Genomic DNA, 20054 nt, shown 5'->3' with positions numbered 1-20054 from the left:
TGTTTATCAAAAGCCAGCCTGTAAGCGGCGTCAAGCTCGCGCCTAGAATGCGCATCGCCAGCAATGGCAACGACTGAACAGCCCCCACGAAGGCCTGCTCCCGACCCGAACCGAACGCCCGCGACCTGCAAAAGGGTCGCGCGGCCTCGCTCGACCCCCAGAAGGTAAAACCCGATGAAACGCTCTCTGTTCGCCCTGACCGCCTCGGCCTGCCTGCTGGCCGCTGGCGGCCTGCAACCGGCCTTCGCTGCCCAGCCGAAGGTGGAACACTATGAATATGGCGCCCATCTGGACATCGCCAAGGTGATTTCCATGGAGCCGGTGCCCACGGTGTGCAAGGTAGTGCCGCTGCACATGCTGTACCAGGACAGTCACGGCCAGCAGCACATGCTCGAGTACGAAGCGATGGGCAACGGCTGCATGGATTGAGGCCGGCCGGGCCAAGCGCCTGCGCCCCGGGCGCCCCGCCTTCAGAGCGGCTCATCCCCATGCCGGGGCGCCGCCAGGCTGCGGCGGTACAGGTGCAGGCTCAGCAACAGCCCGCCAGCCGCTGCGATCGCCGCCACCAGGAAGATGGAGGCAAAACCAAAGCCGGAGGCTACGGCACCGGCTACTGGCCCGGTGAGCCCAAGGGACATGTCCACGAATAGCGAGTAGGCCCCCACCGCGGCGCCTCGACTGGAGGCCGGCACCAGGTTCACGGCCTCCACGCCAAGGGCCGGGAACACCAGCGAGAAACCGAATCCGCTCAAGGCAGCGCCGGCCATGGCCCATTCCAGGCTCGGCGCTGCCCATAAAAGCAACAGCCCCAGCGACTCCACGCCGAGACAGGCGATGGCTACTCTGAAGCCTCCCAGGCGGTTGATCATCCCGCCGAAGAGCAGGCGCGCGCAGATGAAGCAGGCGCCGAACACGCTCAGGCAGAGTGCCGCATTGCCCCACTGCCGGGAGGCGTAGTAGAGCGTGATGAAGGTGGCGATGGTGCCGAAACCGATTCCCCCGAGCGCCAGGCCGCAGCCATGCGGGAATACCCGGCCGAGCACATGCAGGAAGGGCAGGCGTTCTCCAGCGACTATGGGCGCGGCGAGCTTGGGCCATGCCAAGGCCACGCCCAGGGCGGACAACAGCACCACCGCCAGGCCCATGCTCCACAGCCCCAGATGCTGGACCAGCCATACACCGCTAGGCGCGCCAACGGCCAGGGCCCCGTAGCTGGCGATACCGTTCCAGGAAATCACCTTGGCGGTGTTGGCCGGGCCCACGCGACCGATGCCCCAGCCGATGGCACCGGACCCTACAAGGCTTTCAGCAGCACCCAGCACCACGCGCCCCACCAGCAGGCAGGCCAGGCTGATTCCAGGCCAGCTTTGCAGCGCCGCCGCCAGCAGCATGAACACACCGCTGGCCCCGCACCCCGCCAGCCCGTAGATCACGGCCCGTTTGCTGCCGCGAGTGTCGATGAAACGACTTGCCGTGGGCCGGCTTAGCAGGGTGGCCAGATACTGGACGCTGATCACCAGCCCCGCCAGGACCGCACCAAAGCCCAGGTCGGTGTGCACGAACCCCGGCAATACCGCCAGCGGAATACCGATGTTCAGGTAACCAATGAAAGTGAACAGTACGATGGAAACGACTTGCAGGGTGACCGCCAGGGGGTGCGGTGTGGAAGACATGGGAAGCGCCATGGAGACCGTGAATGACGCATTCTAGCAGGGCTAGCTAAAAGCTTTCAGCTTGCGCCGAGCGCAATAAGCGGCGCATCGTCGAACACGCCGCCTTGCCTTGGAGGTATCAGTCCGCGCCCTGCCCCACACCTACCGGAGCGACCCCGGGCGTGGTCTTCTTCAACCGGTACAGGCCCAGGGACACCAGTAGCCACACCGGGATGGCCATCACCGGAACCTGCATCCCGGTGAACCACATCACGCCAAGGATAAGCGCGACGAAGGCCAGGCATAGGTAATTGCCCACGGGAAACCAGAACGCCTTGAAGCGTGGAACCACCCCTTGCCGGGTCAGATGCTGGCGGAAGCGCAGGTGCGACCAGCTGATCATCGCCCAGTTGATGACGAGGGTCGCCACTACCAGCGCCATCAGCAATTCCAGGGCGTCATGAGGCATGAGGTAGTTGAGCAACACGGTAACTGCGGTAACCACGGCCGAGGCCAGCACGGCTAGTACAGGGACGCCGCGACCATCTACCCGCCCCAGGATCGCTGGCGCGTCCCCCTGTTCGGCCATGCCGACCAGCATGCGGCCATTGCAATAGGCGCCACTGTTGTACACCGATACCGCGGCGGTGAGCACCACGAAGTTGAGCACATGGGCCGCGGTGCCGCTGCCCAGCATGGCGAATACCTGAACGAAGGGGCTGCCGCTGTAGGCATCTCCCGCCGCACCCAGGTTCTCCAGCAGGCTGTTCCAGGGGATCAGCGACAGCAGAACAACCAGTGCGCCCACGTAGAAGATCAGGATGCGCCAGATGACCTGGTTGACTGCCTTGGGGATTACCCGCCGCGGCTCGTCGGCTTCCGCGGCGGTAAACCCGAGCATTTCCAGGCCGCCAAAGGAAAACATGATCAGCGCCAACGCCATGACCAGCCCCTGGACGCCGTTGGGAAAGAAGCCGCCGTTCTGCCACAGGTTGGCCAAGGACGCCTGCGGCCCGCCGTGCCCGGACACCAGCAGGTAAGCACCCAGGGCAATCATGCCCACCACCGCCAGGACCTTGATGATGGCGAAAGAGAACTCGGCTTCGCCAAATACCCGTACGTTGGTCAGATTGATCAGGGTCACCAGGGTGAAGAAACCGGCGGCCGAAGCCCAGGTCGGGATTTCCGGCCACCAGAACTGGATGTACTTGCCCACCGCGGTCAGCTCGGACATCCCCACCAGGGTGTAGAGCAGCCAGCAGTTCCAGCCGGAGAGGAAGCCGGCGAACCCGCCCCAGTAACGATGGGCGAAATGGCTGAAGGAGCCGGCCACCGGCTCCTCGACGATCATCTCGCCTAGCTGGCGCATGATCAGGAACGCGATGAAACCGCACAGGGCATAACCGAGGATCATCGACGGCCCGGCGGACTTGAGCACGCCGGCCGAGCCGAGAAACAGTCCGGTGCCAATGGCGCCGCCGAGGGCAATCAACTGGATATGGCGGTTCTTCAAGCCACGCTTGAAGCCGCCGCTGGAGGTGGGCCGAAGGCTCATCGCATACATTCCTTGTTCTTGTTGGCTGTACAGCCCGGCGCGCGGGAAGCGCGTCGGGTCGAAGAGGTGAAGGCCGTCCACAGGGGACGGCCGTCGGCAAGCGAAGGAGTGTACATAGCGAACCACGGACTCGGCATAGCGGGAATACGAGCAACGGACAAGCAGGAATCCCTTGCTCAGCGCTTGGGCGAGCCGTCGGGCCTGCCCTTGGGCGCGCGCGGCTTGCCACGCACCTCGCTCGGGCGTTCGGCGACCACGGAGCCGCGGCCAGGCGCCGAACGTGGCCGGCCTTCCTCGCGACCCTTGCGCGGCGCTCGCTCATCGCCGCCTTCCAGCGCCGGACGTACCTGACGCACGCGCTCGTTGCGGCCCAGCGGCCTGGCGGACTTGCGCTGCATGCGCTCGAGCTTTTCCTTGGCTTTGGCGGTCTGCGCGGGCAAGGCCACCGGGGTCAGGCCGACCTCGGCACTGAGAATGTCTACCTCGTTCTGACTCAGTTCACGCCAGCGCCCCATGGGCAGGTCGGAATTGAGGAAGACCGGGCCGAAGCGCACGCGCTTCAGGCGGCTGACCACGAGGCCCTGGGATTCCCACAACCGACGCACTTCACGGTTGCGCCCTTCCATCACCACGCAGTGGTACCAGTGGTTGAAGCCTTCGCCGCCGGGTGCTTCCTGGATATCGGTGAACTTGGCCGGGCCGTCTTCCAGAACCACGCCCGCTTTGAGCCGCGCAATCATGTCCTCGTCGACTTCGCCGCGTACCCGCACCGCGTATTCCCGGTCCATTTCATAGGACGGGTGCATCAGGCGGTTGGCCAGTTCGCCATCGGTGGTGAACAACAGCAGGCCCGTGGTGTTGATGTCCAGGCGACCGACGTTGATCCAGCGGCCTTCGCGGGGACGTGGCAGCCGGTCGAACACGGTAGGGCGGCCTTCCGGGTCGTCGCGGGTGCAGATCTCGCCGTCGGGCTTGTTGTAGATGATGACCCGGCGCACCGTTTCGGCGGCCTCTTCGCGGCGGATGAGCTTGCCATCGACACTGATGGCATCGTGCAGGTCGACGCGCTGGCCCAGGGTGGCAACCACCCCGTTGACCTTGATGCGACCTTCGCCTATCCAGGCTTCGACATCACGGCGCGAGCCGACGCCGATGCGGGCCAGGACTTTCTGCAGCTTCTCGCCGGCGGGCGGTACTGGCGGCTGGGGGGATTCGAGTTCGTGGTCATTCATGGTTGGCACCTCCCGGTGGGTTGACGACACGGCGGCTTTCGCCGAAGGGGCGCGCATCATACGCGTATTGAGCCCCGCACGCACGGGGCCCGGATGAAGTATTCGACCGGCGTATCAGCGGCCGATGTCCGGAGCGGTGTGGGCGCCGTTTTCGTCGACGTCCGCCGCCTCGCCCTGGGCCTGCGAGTCCTCGCGCAGGTCGTCGAAGTCGGTCTTGAGCCCCGCCTCCATGCTGTCGAGCTCCAGCAGCAGGCTGCGGAAGCTCGTTTCCTCGGCCGGCGGGGCGGGCTCGGCGCCCTCTTCCATGGCGCTGGCATCGGCCAGGGCCTGCAGGTGTGCCGGCACCGGTATCTCGTCGTCGTCCAGCGGCGCCTGGGGCTCCAGCTCTCGCAGGTCGGCCAGGGGCGGCAGTTCGTCCAGGCTCTTGAGGTTGAAATGATCCAGAAACGCCTTGGTGGTAGCGAACATGGCGGGACGCCCCGGGACCTCCCGGTGCCCTACCACGCGAACCCATTCCCGTTCCAGGAGCGTCTTGACGATGTTGCTGTTCACCGCCACGCCACGCACGTCTTCGATTTCTCCCCGGGTGATGGGCTGGCGGTAGGCGATCAGGGCCAGGGTTTCCAGCAACGCGCGGGAGTAACGCTGGGGCCGCTCCTCCCACAGTCGGCCGACCCAGGGCGCGTAACGCTCGCGGATCTGCAAGCGATAGCCGGAAGCCACCTCCACCAGCTCGAAGGCCCGGTTGTCACAGGACTTGCGCAAATGCTCCAGGGCCTTGCGAAAGACCGTGGGGCCAGGGCGCTCGGGCTCGTCGAACAGGGCGTAGAAATTGTCCAGGCTCTGGGGCTTGCCCGAAGCCAGCAGGAAGGCCTCAAGCAAGGAGGCCAGCTCGCGGGGTTCGTTGAGGTTCATGGATGCTCGGTCGGTGCGTTCAGTCTGCGCGCATCCGGACATGGATGGCGGCAAAGGGCTCATTTTGCACCAGCTCGATCAAAGATTCCTTCACAAGTTCGAGGATGGCCATGAAGGTGACCACCACGCCAAGCTTGCCTTCGTCCAGGGCGAACAGCTCGATGAACGGCACGAAACCGCCACCCCTGAGCCTTTCCAGTACCTCGCTCATACGCTCCCGGGTAGACAAGGCCTCGCGGGTCACCTGATGGCTTTCGAACAGGTCGTTGCGCCGCATTACCTCGGCCATGGCGAGCAACACTTCCTCCAGGGCCACGTCCGGCAACAGGCGCCGCGCCTTGGCCTGGGGTGCGTCCAACTGCGGCACCACGATCTCCCGGCCGACCCGCGGCAGCCCATCGATACCCTCGGCCGCGGCCTTGAAGCGCTCGTACTCCTGAAGACGGCGTATAAGCTCGGCCCGGGGATCGCCCTCTTCCTCCTCGACCTGGGTCGAGCGGGGAAGCAGCATCCGTGACTTGATCTCCGCCAGCATGGCGGCCATCACCAGGTACTCGGCGGCGAGTTCAAGGCGCACGCTTTTCATCAATTCCACATACGCCATGTATTGGCGAGTGATCTCGGCGACAGGAATCTCCAGCACGTCGATGTTCTGCTTGCGAATCAGGTACAGGAGCAGGTCCAAGGGCCCTTCGAAAGCCTCGAGGAATACCTCCAGCGCATCCGGCGGGATATAAAGGTCCTGGGGCAGCTCAGTGAAGGCCGCGCCGTAGACCAGTGCCAGTTGCATCTGCTCGCCGGATCCGGCCTCGGCCGGCGCCGCGCTGCCGCGAGAGGCCTCGCTCACGCGTCGGCCATGAAGGGCGCCGGGTCTCCGCAGCCCACGCGCACCACCTGCGGATCGGCCTCGGTCAGGTCCACCACCGTGGAGGCGACAGCGCCGCCCTGCCCGCCGTCGATGATCAGGTCCACGTGGTGTTCCAGCCGCTCGCGCATGTCGTAGGGGTCGCTCAAGGGTTCAGTGTCCCCGGGCAGGATCAGGCTCACGCTCATCAAGGGCTCGCCCAGGGCCTGGAGCAGTGCCTGGGCGATGGGATGGGCCGGCACCCGCAAGCCAATGGTGCGCCGCTTGGGGTGCAGCAGCAGCCGCGGCACTTCCCGCGTGGCGTTAAGGAGGAAGGTATAGGGCCCCGGCGTCTGCGCCTTGAGCAGGCGAAAAGCCGCCGTGTCTACCTTGGCGAACAGGCCCAGTTGCGACAGGTCGCTGCACAGGAGGGTGAAGTTGTGCCGGTCGTCCAGTTGACGCAGGCGACGCACGCGCTCGATGGCGGATTTCTCGCCCATTCGGCAGCCCACCGCATAGGACGAATCGGTGGGATACACCACCACGCCCCCGGCGCGGATGATATCCGCGGCCTGTTTGATCAGGCGCGGCTGCGGGGATTGCGGGTGAATCTGGAAAAACTGGCTCACTTCATATCCTTGCTGATAGGCGTGAACGGTCATGACCAAAACGCTCCCACAACAGTGGCAGGTCTTCCGGCACCGGACGGTAACTGCCGATTTCACCCCAGTTGCCCGGCCCGTGGAAGTCGCTGCCGGCGCTGACCAGCAGGCCGAACTCCCGGGCCAGGATGGCCAGAGTACCTGTTTGCTCGTCCGCCTGCAGGCCGTTGACCACTTCCAGCGCGTGACCTCCCGCTTGAAGATAGTCGGCCACGAGGCGACGGCGCTTGCTCCGATTGAAATCATAGTGCATCGGGTGGGCCAGGCTGACCCAGGCGCCCGCCGCGCGCAGGGTGCCGACCGTTTGCTCGAGGGTAGGCCAGTGCTGTTTCACATCACCGATCTTGCCCGCGCCCAGCCAGCGGCGAAATGCTGTGGCTCGGTCCGGTACATGCCCTGCCTGCACCAGGAAGTCCGCGAAGTGCGGCCGCGCCGGCGCATTACGGCTGTCTCCCAGGGCGGCCTGGATCGCCCTGGCGCCTTCCAGGGCACCAGGCATCCCCTTGGCGGCGAGCCTGCGGTCGATCTCCTGGGCCCGTAACCAGCGCCCGGCGTGCAGTGCTTCCAGCGCCTCGCCCAGGGCGGGTGCGTCCAGGGCGAAGCCGTAGCCGAGCACATGGATGGTCGCGCCACCCCAGGTACAGGACATTTCCACACCGCTGACCCAGGCCATGCCCAGTACCTCGGCAGCGTCCTGTGCCTCGGCCAGGCCATCCACGGTGTCGTGATCGGTCAGCGCCAGCAGCCGCACCCCCTGCCCATGGGCGCGGGCCACTACGCTGGCCGGGGCCAGGGCGCCATCGGAGGCTGTGCTGTGGCAATGCAGGTCAACATTCATGGCGGCGCTTTCGAGTTCAAGAAGGTTTGCTATTATGCCGCCACATCCCGCGCCTGGCTGCCATTGTGAAACAACTGATCGACTTCATCCCGCTGCTGCTGTTCTTCATCGTCTACAAAACCGAACCCCGCACCCTCGACCTGGCGGGCCACAGCATCGATTTCGGCGGTATCTTCAGTGCGACCGCGGTGCTCATCGGCAGTTCGCTGATCGTCTACGGGCTGATGTTCCTGCGTCAACGTCGGCTGGAAAAAGGCCAGTGGCTCACCTTGCTGGCCTGCCTCGTGTTCGGCGGCATGACCCTGGCCTTCCATAGCGAAACCTTCCTGAAATGGAAGGCGCCAGTGGTCAACTGGCTGTTCGCCCTGGCCTTCCTGGGCAGCCATTTCATCGGCGACCGCGTGCTCATACAGCGCATCATGGGCCACGCCCTGAACCTGCCCGATGCGGTCTGGACACGCCTGAACATCGCCTGGATCGTCTTCTTCCTGGTGTGCGGCGCGGCCAACCTGATCGTGGCCTTCACCTTCGAACGCTTCTGGGTAGACTTCAAGGTGTTCGGCAGCCTGGGCATGACCCTGCTTTTCCTGCTCGGGCAAGGCGTGTACCTCTCTCGCCACCTGCAGGACACCGCGCCTACCACCAAGACCGAGGACTGACATGCTCTACGCAATCATCGCCACTGACGCCGAGGGTTCCCTGGCGGCCCGTCTGGCAGCCCGTCCCGCCCACCTTGCGCGCCTGCAGGCGCTGCAGGACGATGGCCGCCTGGTACTGGCCGGCCCTCATCCGGCCATCGACAGCAACGACCCGGGCACAGCGGGCTTCAGCGGTAGCCTGATCGTGGCCGAGTTCGCCTCGCTTGAAGCCGCTACCGGCTGGGCCGAGGCCGATCCCTATCGCGCCGCGGGGGTCTATACCCAAGTGGTGGTGAAGCCGTTCAAGCAAGTCTTCCCAAGCGCCTGATCGACCATGAGCGAGCTGCTGCTGATAGACGACGACGTGGAGCTGTGCGAGCTGCTGAGCAGTTGGCTCGTCCACGAGGGCTTCCAGGTACGCGCCTGCCATGATGGCCAGAGCGCCCGCAAGGCGCTGGCCGAGGCCGCTCCGGCAGCCGTGGTGCTGGATGTGATGCTGCCCGACGGCAGCGGCCTGGAACTGCTCAAGCAATTGCGTAGCGAGCATGCCGAGCTGCCGGTAGTCATGCTTTCAGCCAGGGGCGAACCGCTGGACCGCATCCTTGGCCTGGAGCTGGGCGCGGATGATTACCTGGCCAAGCCCTGCGACCCTCGGGAACTCACGGCGCGCTTGCGGGCAGTGCTGCGGCGCAGCCACCCTGCGGCCAGCGCCACCCAGATGGAGATAGGCGACCTGAACTTCAGCCCGGTGCGCGGAGTGGTCAGCGTGGACAGCCATGACATCTCCCTGACGCTTTCGGAAAGCCGTATCCTCGAGGCCTTGCTTAGACAGCCCGGCGAGCCCCTGGACAAGCAGGAGCTTGCGCAGTTGGCCCTGGGGCGCAAGCTGACCCTGTACGACCGCAGCCTGGACATGCATGTGAGCAACCTGCGCAAGAAGATTGGCCCTCACCCTGACGGCCGGCCACGGATCGTCGCCCTGCGTAGCCGCGGTTACTATTACTCCGCCTGACACGAGCCTGGGTTTACCAAGTCTTTACTCTCGCCTGACCGCGCCTGACGCTGCCCTCCGTAGACTGAACTCATCCGGTAAACGACCGGCGATCAGACAAGGAGATCCACCATGCGCAAGACCCTCACCGCCCTGCTGTTCGCGGCCACCCTGCCGACCTTGGCGATGGCCGCGCCCCAGGGCCCGGCCCATGGTCCCGACGAGCCGCCTTTCCAGGGCCCGGCCATGATGCACCACCGCGGCCCCGGCATGCTCGAGTCCCTGGACCTGAACCGCGACCAGCGCCGTCAGGTTGGCCGGCTGATGGGCGAGCAGATGCAGCAACGGCACAAGATCACCGAAAGCTACCTGGCAAAACTGCCGGAAGCGGAAAAGAAAGCCATGCATGACGCCCTGGCCACCAGTGAAGCCAAGAGCCGCGCAGACATCCGTGCCCTGCTGACGCCCGATCAGCAGAAGCAGTTCGACGACATCGTCAAGAAGCAGGACGAGCGCCGCGCCGAATGGGCCGAGTTCATGGCCTGGAAAGCGCAGAAGGAAAAGAAGGCCCAATAACCCTGCAGTTGGGTAACCTGTAGCCCCCTGATTGCCCGGTCGGTTCTTGGCCGGGCTTTGCCATTTGCCTGGAGAGGTGCTTTCGTTGCGTTCATTGTTCTGGAGGATCCTGGCCAGTTTCTGGCTGGCGATTACCCTGGTCGCAGGCCTCTCCGTTCTCATGGGCCATGTGTTGAACCAGGACACCTGGATCCTGAGCCGTCATCCGGCGCTCAAGCACTTTTCGCAGAAATGGACCGAGCGCTATGAACAGGATGGCGCAGACGCGGCCGAAACCCTGCTCGAGGAACACAAGCGCCGCTACCATGTGGATACCCAGGTGCTGAACGAAGCGGGCGAAGCCGTGGTGCCGGGCACCGTCCCGCGTCGCGCCCTGGCCTTCGAGGCACGCCAGACCGAGGAGGATCGCCGGCTGCCATGGCGCCGCCTGACGACCGAATACACCAGCCCCAAGACCGGCGACACCTACCTGTTCATCTACCGTATTCCGCACCCGGAAGTCGACGCCTGGCATCGCCAGAGCCTGTTCTGGCCACTGGGCGCGCTGGCCATCGCCCTGGTAGTGCTGACCCTTTTCAGTCTGCTGGTGACCCTCTCCATTACCCGACCCTTGCAGCGCCTGCGCGGCGCGGTCCATGACCTGGGCCAGGCCGCCTACCAGCAGCACAGCCTGGCGCGGCTGGCAGCCCGCCGCGATGAGTTCGGGGTACTGGCCACTGACTTCAATCGCATGGGCGCGCGCTTGCAAAGCCTGATTGGCAGCCAGCGGCAATTATTGCGCGACGTCTCTCATGAACTGCGCTCGCCCTTGGCGCGCCTGCGCATTGCCCTGGCCCTGGCCGAACGCGCCGAGCCGGCTGAGCGCGAGCGCCTATGGCCTCGGCTGACACTGGAATGCGATCGCCTGGAAGCGCTGATCAGCGAGATTCTCGAGCTGGCCAGGGTAGACGCCGAGCAGGTCAGCGCCGAAGCCGTGCCGCTTGAACCCTTGCTGGCCGGGATTGCCCGGGACGCGCGGCTCAGCGCCCCGGAACAGGCGGTAGACGTCCGGGTTTCACCTCATCTGGCGCTACGAGGCTGGCCAACCCTGCTCGAGCGGGCCACGGACAACCTGCTACGCAATGCCCTGCGGTTCAACCCGGTCGGTGCCCCGATCGAGCTGACCGCCGTCCCGAGCGACTCGGGCGTTACCATCTGTGTACGCGACCACGGCCCCGGCTGCGCCGAGGAGCACCTGGCGCAATTGGGCGAGCCCTTCTACCGCGCTCCTGGCCAGACGGCCCAGGGCCATGGCCTCGGCCTGGCCATCGCTCGCCGCGCCGCGGAGCGCCATGGCGGCAGCCTGGTGCTGGGCAACCACCCTGATGGCGGATTCGTAGCGCGGCTGGAGCTCCCCCTGGACCCGCCCTCGGCGGCCTGAGGGACCTTTCAGCACAAGGTGTCCGCATTCCCCAGCTTCGCTGGGTCCCATTGGTAGGAGCTTGCGAAGCAAGCGAACCCGCCTCAGCCACGCGGATCACCCCATTCCCCAGCTTCGCTGGGTCCCACCGGTGGGAGCTTGCGAAGCAAGCGAACTCGCCTCAGCCACGCGGCTCATCCCATTCCCCAGCTTCGCTGGGTCCCACCGGGGGGAGCTTGCGAAGCGAGCGAACCCGCCTCAGCTACGCGGATCACCCCATTCCCCAGCTTCGCTGGGTCCCACCGGTGGGAGCTCGCGAAGCAAGCGAACCCGCCTCAGCTACGCGGATCACCCCATTCCCCAGCTTCGCTGGGTCCCACCGGTGGGAGCTTGCGAAGCAAGCGAACCCGCCTCAGCCACGCCCCGTCCAGGTGCTGACGAAAGCGTCGGCCGAAGCGCCGGGGGCCGGGCGTACCTCCTGTGCCGGGGTACCCAGGTAGATGAAGCCTATGATCTGTTCATTGGCCGCCAGGCCCAGCCCCGCGGCGACCGAGGGCGCGAAGGACAATTCCCCGGTGCGCCACATGGCCCCTACGCCCTGGGCATAGGCGGCCAGCAAGAGCGCATGGACCGCGCAGCCGGCAGTGAGTACCTGTTCAGAGGCAGGCACTTTCGGACGCGGCGTGACCGAGGCCACGGCAACCACCACCAAGGGCGCGCGCAAAGGACCTTTGCGCGCCTTCTCAATGGCCGCTTCCCTGCCCTCGCCGCCCGTGACCGCCGCAGCCTCGGCAAGCAGGTCACCCAAGGCCAGGCGGGCATCTCCTTCCACCGTCAGGAAACGCCACGGCCGCAACTGCCCATGGTCCGGCGCCCGCAAGGCGGCCTCGAACATCAGCCGACGTTGCTCGTCCGTGGGCGCCGGGTCGACCAGGCGGCTCACCGAAACGCGTTCCAACAGGGCTTGCAGCGCTTCCATCGTTCACTCCCATCGCTATGATGGCCCCAGTCTAGCGTTTACACCCCTGACCCCGCAGGTAAAATGTGCGGCTTCTTTCTGCCAGCGTGGGCGCCATGTCCCTGTCGACCCTTCGAGTCATTGGTTTCATCATCGGCATCTTTCTGATCACTTTGGCAGTGAGCATGGCGGTGCCCATGGCGACCCTGGTGCTGTTCCAGCGCACCGACGACCTCCAGGGCTTCCTTTGGGCCAGCCTGCTCACCTTCCTGTGCGGGCTGGCCCTGGTTATCCGCGGCCGACCGGAACAGAGCAACCTGCGGCCCCGGGACATGTACCTGCTCACCGTCAGCAGCTGGGTGGTCGTGGCGGTGTTCGCCGCCCTGCCCCTGCGCTTCAGTGCGGACATCAGCTACACGGACGCGTTTTTCGAAAGCATGTCCGGCATTACCGCCACGGGCTCTACGGTGCTCAGTGGCCTGGACACCCTTTCCCCAGGCCTGCTGATGTGGCGCTCGCTCCTGCACTGGCTTGGCGGCATCGGCTTCATCGCCATGGCCGTGGCGATCCTCCCGCTGCTGCGTATCGGGGGCATGCGCCTGTTCCAGACAGAATCCTCCGACCGCTCAGAAAAACTCATGCCACGTTCCCATATGGTCGCCAAGTCCATTGTGCTGGTGTATGTGGGTATCACAGCCGCGGGCACCCTGGCGCTATGGCTGGCCGGCATGAACGCCTTTGACGCTGTCAACCACGCCATGTCGGCCATTTCCACCGGCGGCTTCTCCACGTCGGACCTGTCCCTGGCCAAATGGCAACAGCCGGCGGTGCATTGGGTGGCCATTGTCTTGATGATCCTGGGCAGCCTCCCCTTTACCCTCTATGTGGCGGCCGCGCGCGGAAACCTGCGGGCGTTGTTCGGGGATGCCCAAGTGCGAGGCTTCCTCGGCCTGCTTTTGCTGTGCTGGCTGGTCATGGGCAGCTGGTACTGGCTGGGCACGGGGCTGCCTTGGTATGAAGCCCTGCGCCATGTGGCCTTCAACGTGACCTCGGTGGTAACCACCACTGGCTTCGCTCTGGGCGACTACAGCCTCTGGGGCAACTTTGCCCTGATGTTCTTTTTCTACCTGGGGTTCATCGGAGGCTGCTCCGGCTCCACCGCCGGGGGCATCAAGATCTTCCGCTTCCAGGTCGCCTATATCCTTCTCAAGGCCAGCCTGAACCAGCTGATTCATCCGCGCGCGGTAATCAGCCAGAAGTACAACCGCCACCGCCTGGACGAGGACATCGTGCGGTCGATCCTGACCTTCTCGTTCTTCTTTGGCGCGACCATCGGCCTGATTGCCCTGGCCCTTGGCTTGATGGGGCTGGACTGGATGACCGCATTGACCGGTGCCGCCAGCACCGTGTCCGGTGTAGGGCCTGGACTGGGAGACACCATTGGCCCCGCCGGCAACTTCAAACCTCTGCCAGACGCGGCCAAATGGTTGCTCTCCGTGGGGATGCTGCTTGGCCGCCTGGAAATCATTACCGTGCTGGTGCTTTGCGTTCCCGCCTTCTGGCGTCATTGAGGCCAGGCTCGGCATTGGCTATGCTCCGGCCATACAAAGGCCCGTTCCAGCGGAGGCGCCAATGGACACTGAACGCGGTTTCGCCAGCTTCGCCGAGTTCTATCCCTACTACCTGGCCGAGCACAGCAATAGCACCAGCCGACGACTGCACTTCGTAGGCACCAGCCTGGTCATTGCCTTGCTGACCTACGCCTTCGCCACCTTCAACTTTGCCCTGCTGCTGGGCGTACCGGTGGCAGGCTACGGCTTTGCCTGGGCCGGGCACTACTTTTTCGAGCTCAACCGCCCGGCCACCTTCCGCCACCCGTTCTACAGCCTGTTGGGTGACTTCGTCATGTTCCGGGACCTCATTACCGGCAAACTGGCTTTCTGAAAACCTGGGTAGGCACCCCGTTCGGCTCAAAGTCCCGCCAGCAGCTTGCGCGCGGCGTCCCGGGTTGCTTCGTCTGCGTCCTGCAACAGTTCATGGAGCAGCCAGCTCGCCTGCTGGGGCTCGCCCTGATCCAATAGCGCCCGGGCTTCGTCCAGGCGATCAGCCGCCTGGGCCTGGTGTTCAATGTCATCGAAGTCGATGCTCAGCTCACCCAGGTCTGGCAGCTCGCTCTCGCCCAGATCCAGTGCCGCATCGCTGGACGTACTCACCGGTTCCAGCGCCGACAGCAGGGCAGGCTCGTCGGCGAACGCATCGAGGAAGGCAGCATCCAGGTCATCGCCCTGATGCTGGAGGGGTTCGATTGGCTCCAGTGGATCGTCCGCGAAGCCACTGAGGAACTCGTCTTCCTGCAGCTCCATGACTTCGGGCAGCTCTCGCAGGTTGGAAAAAAACAGGGCCTCGTCCGCTGAAGGCGCAGGCGTGGATGGGGTGGGATCGAGCCGAGGCGCAGGCGCGGGCGGCTGGTCGAAGGGGTCGACCGACGACCAGTCGGCGTCCAGGGAAAGGTCATCGAGGTTGAGCTGGAATTCTCCGGGCGAAGCCTCTCCGGGCTCGGCCGCCAGGCTTGGGAAATCGTCCGGGGCGCCCAGATCGCCAAGGGCGTCGAAATCGATGTCCAGGTCCGAATTCACCGGCTCCGCCGCGGCCGGCACGTACGCTGGTTCAGACAAGGCAGCGTTGTCCCGGCTCTCGCGGGTCGATTCGGGCTGTGGCGCGGCGACGCCTTGGGTAGCGGCAATGCTCGCAGCCGCCCCGGCCGCCAGCGCCACCGCCGCCGGTGCCAGCTTGGGAAAGCGCGAGCGGGTCTGTTGCAGCACCGCATCGTCTTCACCGTTGGCCCGCAGCGCTGCTTCCTCCTCGGCATAAGCGTGGGCGTTGCCTTGCAAACCGAGCACCTCGAGAATGCGCAGGCGCAGATCACGCCGCTCGGGCTGCCGCTGTAGCCCTTCGCGCAGAACCGCCAAGGCTTCGTTGAAGCGGCCATAGGCGATATAGATGCTGGCGGCGTCGAGTGCGTCGGTGGCGGCGCCTTGTTCCCGGCGAGAAGCGGCTGTTGCCGCGCTGGTATCGCTGAGTGTAGGCGCGAGGGATTCCGGTGCTGCCGCCTCGGCCTGAGGGAAGGTGCGCGCAAGCTCCGGCTCAGGCGCAGCCGGAGTTCGCTGACGGCGCCGCTGCAGCCACCAGGCAGCAATCAACAACAGCAAGGCCAGGAGCGCGCCCAGTTGCAGCAGCCAGGTGAGGTCGTCGTTTTCCGGCTCTACCACCAGCGGAGCGGGTGCCGCCGGACTCGGCGCCTGGGCCGACGTAGCGGCGGGAGACGGAGCGGGCATGGGCTTTGATGCCACATCGGGGGCGACAACGGTGCCCGTCGCGACCGCAGGCGAAGCGGCAGCTTGCTCTGGTGCGTCGCTGGTCGGGGCCGGTGCGCCATTGGCCTGGGCGGCGGAAGGCGCCTGGCTCGCGTTGTGGGCCGGCGCGGCCGCGGCCCGGGCGGCGGCCAGGGCCTGGGCTTCGTTCAGTCGCGCCTGCAGGTCGGCGAGCTGCTGATCTCTGCTCGCTCGCTCTTCTTCCAGGGTCGCCAGGCGCGCCTGCAGGTCGTCCACGGACTGCTGCAGCTGGCGATTCTGCGCCGCGGTCGCGGTCAATTGCTCGCCGGTGGCCGATTCTCTTGGCGTGCTTTCCCTGGCTTTCTGACGAGGCGCGGCGGGTGGTGGCGTATCCGGCGCGGCCTGGGTCGGCATGGGAGCGACGCTGGACACCGGCTCCGGGCGGGCATTGGTAGCGACCAGCGGAGGCGCGAGGGCAACGCTGCCCGGCGGGTCGATCAGCAGGGTATAGGCACGCAGAAGCTGCCCGGTTGGCTGGGTTACCTGCACGATGAAGCTCAGGGAAGGCTCGACAACCGCCTTGCTGGAGCTGACGTGAATCACCTGCCGACCGTTGCGCAACAGCGGCGTGAAACGAAGATCGGTGAGGAAGAATGACCGGTCCATCCCGGCCCTGGCGAACTCGTCCGAGGTGCCCAGGCTCACACTGATGTCGCTTTCGTCCAGGCCGCCGGCATCGGTGAGGGTAATGTCCGCGTTCAGCGGCTGGTTCAGCGACGAGTGCAGGCTGATCTCGCCCAGGCCAAGCGCGCCAGCCAGGCTCGACCATGCCAGGATGAAGCCGCCCAGCAGCGTGCGAAGGCCCAGGCGAGAGCCCCCTACAGGCGTGGACCAGACAGTTCGGGTAAAACGCTTGCGCATGAGCATCCCTTTGGAGCGACTTCCACAGCCTTCCTTATAGCGTGCGACCCGGGGAAACTCAAAGCGCAACGCCGGTTATAGCCTTAACTGCGTTTTTCCAGGTTGGCCAGTACCTTCGCGTGCACGGCCATGGCAGTGGCCAGCTCCTGCTCGCTGACCCCCGTGAACAACTCGGCACGCAAGGCATTGGCGATGGTCTCGATCTGCTCGATCAGGGGAAGCGCCGATTCGCTGAGGCTGATCTGCTTGGCCCGGCGATCCTCCACGACCGCATGGCGGCGCACCAGGCCCTGGCTTTCCAGGCTATCGAGCAGACGCGCCAGGGTCGGCCCTTCCACGCCGACGCTTTTGGCCAATTCACGTTGGGTGGGGGGCGTTTCGAAGCGGGCCAGATGCAGCAATACCAGCCAGCGCGCCTGGGACAGGCCAAGCCCGGCCAGACGACGGTCCAGTTCAGCGCGCCAGCCACGGGACAGATGCGCCAGCTGCATGCCGAAGCGGTGTTGGTCAGTCAAAGGCATAGGCTACTCTAATCAATTGCAACTATTAGCGAGCTAAGCATGTGTCACGGTCAATTGGCAAGGCCCTGGCCACTTGCAACCATCCGCTGGTTCATAGCTCGAACTCCGACTGCAACGCGGCGCGTACGCAGTAGAGCACTCCTTCGGGGACACGCCCCTTGAACTGCTCCGCGATCTCGCTGACCGGCGGCAGCTCGCCCTCGCCATCCAGGAAACTGTCCTGAATCTCGCTGAGCAGCTCGAACGGCAAGTCCAATGCCTGTTCAAGCGACAGCTGCTGAGCGGCAATGGCTTCGGCGAGCAGCGTATAGACATTCTTCTCGGAGCAATTGAGCTGCCCGGCCATCTGCGCGGGGGTCATGCCGGCCCGAGCCAGGCTCACCAGCTCATGACGCAGATCCGCTACGGGCGCGCGGGCTGGCGCACCCTCGCCACCGGCGAGAACTTCCAGGAAGGCGGCACCATACCGTTCCAGCTTGCGCGCGCCGACGCCACTGACGCGTGCCATTTCGGCGAGGCTCGTGGGTTGGCTGCGCAGCATTTCCAGCAGGGTAGAATCCGGGAAGATCACATAGGGCGGCACACCGTGCTCTTCGGCCAAGCGCCGGCGCAAGGCACGCAAGGCTTCCCAACGCTCGCGCTCCTCGCCACGCACCAGCTGGCTGGCCGGGCTGGCACCGCCACGGGCGACTGCCTGGGGCTTGAGATCACGGCGCAATTCCAGACTGACTTCGCCACGCAACAAGGGACGACAGGCATCGGTCAGGCGTAGCCCGCCATAGCCCTCCAGGTCGATATCGGCCAGGCCGCGGGCCACCAGCTGGCGATACAGAGAGCGCCACTCGCCTTCGGCGCGGTCTTTGCCAACACCGAACACGGCCAGGCGTTCATGCCCGGCGCCGCGCACCTTTTCATTGTCACGGCCGAGCAGCACGTCCACCAGATGGCCCACGCCATAGCGCTGCCCAGTGCGATAGACGGCGGACAGCGCCTGGCGAGCGGGCTCGGTGGCGTCCCAGGTCTGCACACCGTCCACGCAGTTGTCGCAGTGCCCGCAGGGCTGGGGAAGGACTTCGTCGAAATAGGCCAGAAGCGCCTGGCGGCGGCAGCGGGTTTCCTCGCACAAAGCCAGCATGGCATCGAGCTTGTGTTGTTCGACCCGCTTGTGACGCTCATCGCCCTCGGAGTTCTGCATCATCTGCTTGAGCATGAGCACGTCCTGAAGGCCGTAGGCCATCCAGGCATCGGCGGGCAGGCCATCGCGACCCGCCCGGCCGGTTTCCTGGTAGTAGGCTTCCAGGGACTTGGGCAGGTCCAGGTGGGCCACGTAGCGTACGTTGGGCTTGTCGATGCCCATGCCGAACGCGATGGTGGCGACCATGATCAGGCCTTCCTCATTGAGAAAACGCTTTTGGTGGAAGGCGCGCAGCTCCGCCGGCAGACCGGCGTGATAAGGCAAGGCCGGGAACCCCTGGCCGACCAGGTAGGCGCAGACTTCATCCACCTTCTTGCGTGACAGGCAATAGACAATGCCGGCATCCCCCTTGCGCTCGGTGAGGAAGGCCAGCAGCTGCTTGCGTGGCTGCTCCTTGGGAACGATCCGATAGAAGATGTTCGGCCGGTCGAAGCTGGAGAGGAAGCGTTCAGCGTCATGCAGTTCCAGGCGGTTGACGATTTCTTCCCGAGTTCGCTTGTCCGCGGTGGCGGTGAGCGCGATGCGCGGCACATCCGGGAACAACTGGGCGAGCTGGCCCAACTGCAGGTATTCCGGCCGGAAATCGTGGCCCCACTGGGATACGCAGTGCGCCTCGTCGATGGCGAACAGTGCAATGTTCAACTGCTGCAGGAAACTGAGCATGCGCGGCTGCACCAGCCGCTCCGGGGCCAGGTACAACAGCTTGATCTCGCCTTGGCGCAGCCGCACCGCCAGTGCGCGCTGCTGCTCGGCATCGAGCGTGGAGTTCAGGGCAGCTGCGGGCACGCCGAGTTCATCCAGGGTCGCTACCTGGTCTTCCATCAGGGCGATGAGCGGAGACACGACGATGGCCAGGCCGTCACGCAACAGCGCCGGCACCTGGTAGCACAATGACTTGCCGCCGCCGGTGGGCATCAGCACCAGTGCATCCCCGCCCCGCGCCACCCGCTCGATGATCGCGCCCTGGCGGCCGCGAAAGCTGTCGTAGCCGAAGACGTCCTTGAGGACACGTTGTGCCTGTTCCAGCATGCATGACTCCCGGAAAGCGCGAAACACCGACCACGGGTCGCAAAAATGGCAGGCAGTATATCAAACCGCCTGGCCGGACGCTTTTACCCGCCTTGCGGTGGCGCTAGACCGGGTTGAGGGCCTAGAATTCACCCTTGTCATTTCCCCAAGGTAGCCCTACATGTCCTTCGCCGAGCAACTCACCCGCCTGCAAGTCTTCCTGGACGCCGACGAGCTCCACGAAGAAGCGCTGGATTTCGTAGCGGCGCATGGCTTCTTGACCGCGCTGTCCATTTCCACCGAAACGGTGCCGGAGCGCGAATGGATTGACGCGCTCTTCGCCGAGGAGCCGCGCTACGCTGATGCCGCGGAGCGCGAAGCGATCGAGAGTACCCTGGTGCAGCTCAAGGCACACATCGCCCGGCAGTTGGCCAGCGATGACGAGTTCGAGCTGCCATGCGACCTGGACCTGGGCGACGACCCGGACGACTCGGAACTGCGCGGCTGGTGCATCGGCTTCATGGAAGGCGTGTTCCTGCGCGAAGCGGCTTGGTTCGAAACGGCCGAGGATGAAGTGAGCGAACTGTTGCTGCCGATCATGGTGGCGTCCGGGCTGTTCGATGAGCAGCCGGAATTCGCCGACATCGCCGCCAGCCCGGAACTGCAGGCGGAAATGGTCGAGCAGATCCCGGAAATCCTCACTGGCTTGTACCTGCTCAGCCACGCCCCGGACGAAAAACCCGCGCTGCTCAAGCCGCGTACTCACTGATTCGTCGAAGGCAAGCCTTTCCCCAGCTGGCGCTGGGTCCTACCAAGG

Annotated in this window: 20 protein-coding genes; 9 read left to right on the top strand and 11 right to left on the bottom strand. The window is 65.2% G+C overall.

Going from position 1 to position 20054, the window contains the following annotated elements:
• The first annotated feature begins 174 nt into the window (after positions 1-174).
• On the top strand, positions 175-429 hold the full coding sequence (locus BN1188_RS15135; RefSeq protein WP_040262255.1) for a DUF2790 domain-containing protein: 255 nt from the start codon (positions 175-177) through the stop codon (positions 427-429).
• Between the two features lie 41 nt (positions 430-470).
• Here the strand turns inward: BN1188_RS15135 and BN1188_RS15130 are convergent, their stop codons facing one another.
• The 7 genes from BN1188_RS15130 to BN1188_RS15100 all read right to left on the bottom strand — a co-directional run bounded on the left by BN1188_RS15130 (position 471) and on the right by BN1188_RS15100 (position 7698).
• Complete coding sequence (locus BN1188_RS15130; RefSeq protein WP_040262254.1) at positions 471-1673, bottom strand: MFS transporter; 1203 nt, start codon at positions 1671-1673, stop codon at positions 471-473.
• A 118-nt stretch (positions 1674-1791) separates the two neighbouring features.
• Positions 1792-3207, bottom strand: coding sequence for an amino acid permease (locus tag BN1188_RS15125; RefSeq protein ID WP_052469292.1), 1416 nt, complete (start codon positions 3205-3207; stop codon positions 1792-1794).
• Positions 3208-3383: 176 nt separating this feature from the next.
• The gene (rluB, locus tag BN1188_RS15120) at positions 3384-4439 is read right to left on the bottom strand and encodes a 23S rRNA pseudouridine(2605) synthase RluB (protein ID WP_040262253.1); all 1056 of its coding nucleotides are present in this window, start codon (positions 4437-4439) and stop codon (positions 3384-3386) included.
• 114 nt (positions 4440-4553) lie between these two features.
• Positions 4554-5354, bottom strand: coding sequence for an SMC-Scp complex subunit ScpB (gene scpB, locus BN1188_RS15115; protein ID WP_040262252.1), 801 nt, complete (start codon positions 5352-5354; stop codon positions 4554-4556).
• Between the two features lie 19 nt (positions 5355-5373).
• Positions 5374-6072 (bottom strand): segregation and condensation protein A, encoded by a 699-nt coding sequence (locus BN1188_RS15110; protein WP_187375352.1) that lies wholly within the window; start codon positions 6070-6072, stop codon positions 5374-5376.
• A 125-nt stretch (positions 6073-6197) separates the two neighbouring features.
• Entirely contained in the window at positions 6198-6827 is a 630-nt protein-coding gene (locus BN1188_RS15105; RefSeq protein WP_040262250.1) for an L-threonylcarbamoyladenylate synthase, read from the bottom strand.
• A 1-nt stretch (position 6828) separates the two neighbouring features.
• Positions 6829-7698, bottom strand: a complete 870-nt coding sequence (locus tag BN1188_RS15100; protein WP_040262249.1) for a PHP domain-containing protein — start codon at positions 7696-7698, stop codon at positions 6829-6831.
• 65 nt (positions 7699-7763) lie between these two features.
• On the opposite strand from BN1188_RS15100, the gene BN1188_RS15095 reads away from it, so the two are divergent.
• The 5 genes from BN1188_RS15095 to BN1188_RS15075 all read left to right on the top strand — a co-directional run bounded on the left by BN1188_RS15095 (position 7764) and on the right by BN1188_RS15075 (position 11323).
• Entirely contained in the window at positions 7764-8357 is a 594-nt protein-coding gene (locus tag BN1188_RS15095) for a septation protein A (protein ID WP_040262248.1), read from the top strand.
• A gap of 1 nt (position 8358) precedes the next feature.
• Positions 8359-8664, top strand: a complete 306-nt coding sequence (locus BN1188_RS15090) for a YciI family protein (RefSeq protein ID WP_040262247.1) — start codon at positions 8359-8361, stop codon at positions 8662-8664.
• Positions 8665-8670: 6 nt separating this feature from the next.
• Positions 8671-9348, top strand: coding sequence for a response regulator transcription factor (locus tag BN1188_RS15085; protein ID WP_040262246.1), 678 nt, complete (start codon positions 8671-8673; stop codon positions 9346-9348).
• Positions 9349-9459: 111 nt separating this feature from the next.
• A complete protein-coding gene (locus BN1188_RS15080; RefSeq protein WP_040262245.1) occupies positions 9460-9903 on the top strand; it encodes a Spy/CpxP family protein refolding chaperone in 444 nt (147 codons plus the stop codon).
• Positions 9904-9988: 85 nt separating this feature from the next.
• Positions 9989-11323 carry a sensor histidine kinase gene (locus tag BN1188_RS15075; RefSeq protein WP_040262244.1) on the top strand — a complete coding sequence of 445 codons (1335 nt, stop codon included), beginning with the start codon at positions 9989-9991 and terminating at the stop codon, positions 11321-11323.
• A 391-nt stretch (positions 11324-11714) separates the two neighbouring features.
• Here the strand turns inward: BN1188_RS15075 and BN1188_RS15070 are convergent, their stop codons facing one another.
• Positions 11715-12281: a nitroreductase family protein gene (locus BN1188_RS15070; protein WP_040262243.1), complete on the bottom strand. Its 567-nt coding sequence runs from the start codon at positions 12279-12281 to the stop codon at positions 11715-11717.
• Positions 12282-12376: 95 nt separating this feature from the next.
• On the opposite strand from BN1188_RS15070, the gene BN1188_RS15065 reads away from it, so the two are divergent.
• Both BN1188_RS15065 and BN1188_RS15060 read left to right on the top strand, forming a co-directional pair.
• Positions 12377-13831 (top strand): TrkH family potassium uptake protein, encoded by a 1455-nt coding sequence (locus BN1188_RS15065; RefSeq protein WP_040262242.1) that lies wholly within the window; start codon positions 12377-12379, stop codon positions 13829-13831.
• A 61-nt stretch (positions 13832-13892) separates the two neighbouring features.
• Entirely contained in the window at positions 13893-14204 is a 312-nt protein-coding gene (locus BN1188_RS15060) for an Mpo1-like protein (protein WP_040262241.1), read from the top strand.
• Between the two features lie 26 nt (positions 14205-14230).
• Here the strand turns inward: BN1188_RS15060 and BN1188_RS15055 are convergent, their stop codons facing one another.
• The 3 genes from BN1188_RS15055 to recQ all read right to left on the bottom strand — a co-directional run bounded on the left by BN1188_RS15055 (position 14231) and on the right by recQ (position 19258).
• Positions 14231-16513, bottom strand: coding sequence for a FimV/HubP-related protein (locus tag BN1188_RS15055; protein WP_148485258.1), 2283 nt, complete (start codon positions 16511-16513; stop codon positions 14231-14233).
• An 83-nt stretch (positions 16514-16596) separates the two neighbouring features.
• Positions 16597-17034 (bottom strand): transcriptional regulator SlyA, encoded by a 438-nt coding sequence (gene slyA / locus BN1188_RS15050; RefSeq protein ID WP_040262240.1) that lies wholly within the window; start codon positions 17032-17034, stop codon positions 16597-16599.
• Between the two features lie 91 nt (positions 17035-17125).
• Positions 17126-19258 (bottom strand): DNA helicase RecQ, encoded by a 2133-nt coding sequence (gene recQ, locus BN1188_RS15045; RefSeq protein ID WP_040262239.1) that lies wholly within the window; start codon positions 19256-19258, stop codon positions 17126-17128.
• Between the two features lie 160 nt (positions 19259-19418).
• On the opposite strand from recQ, the gene BN1188_RS15040 reads away from it, so the two are divergent.
• Positions 19419-20006, top strand: coding sequence for a UPF0149 family protein (locus BN1188_RS15040; RefSeq protein ID WP_040262238.1), 588 nt, complete (start codon positions 19419-19421; stop codon positions 20004-20006).
• Positions 20007-20054 lie beyond the last annotated feature (48 nt).

The organism is Pseudomonas massiliensis (assembly GCF_000826105.1).
In the GTDB taxonomy this organism is placed as follows: domain Bacteria; phylum Pseudomonadota; class Gammaproteobacteria; order Pseudomonadales; family Pseudomonadaceae; genus Aquipseudomonas; species Aquipseudomonas massiliensis.
This window is presented reverse-complemented; position numbering and strand designations above follow the sequence as displayed.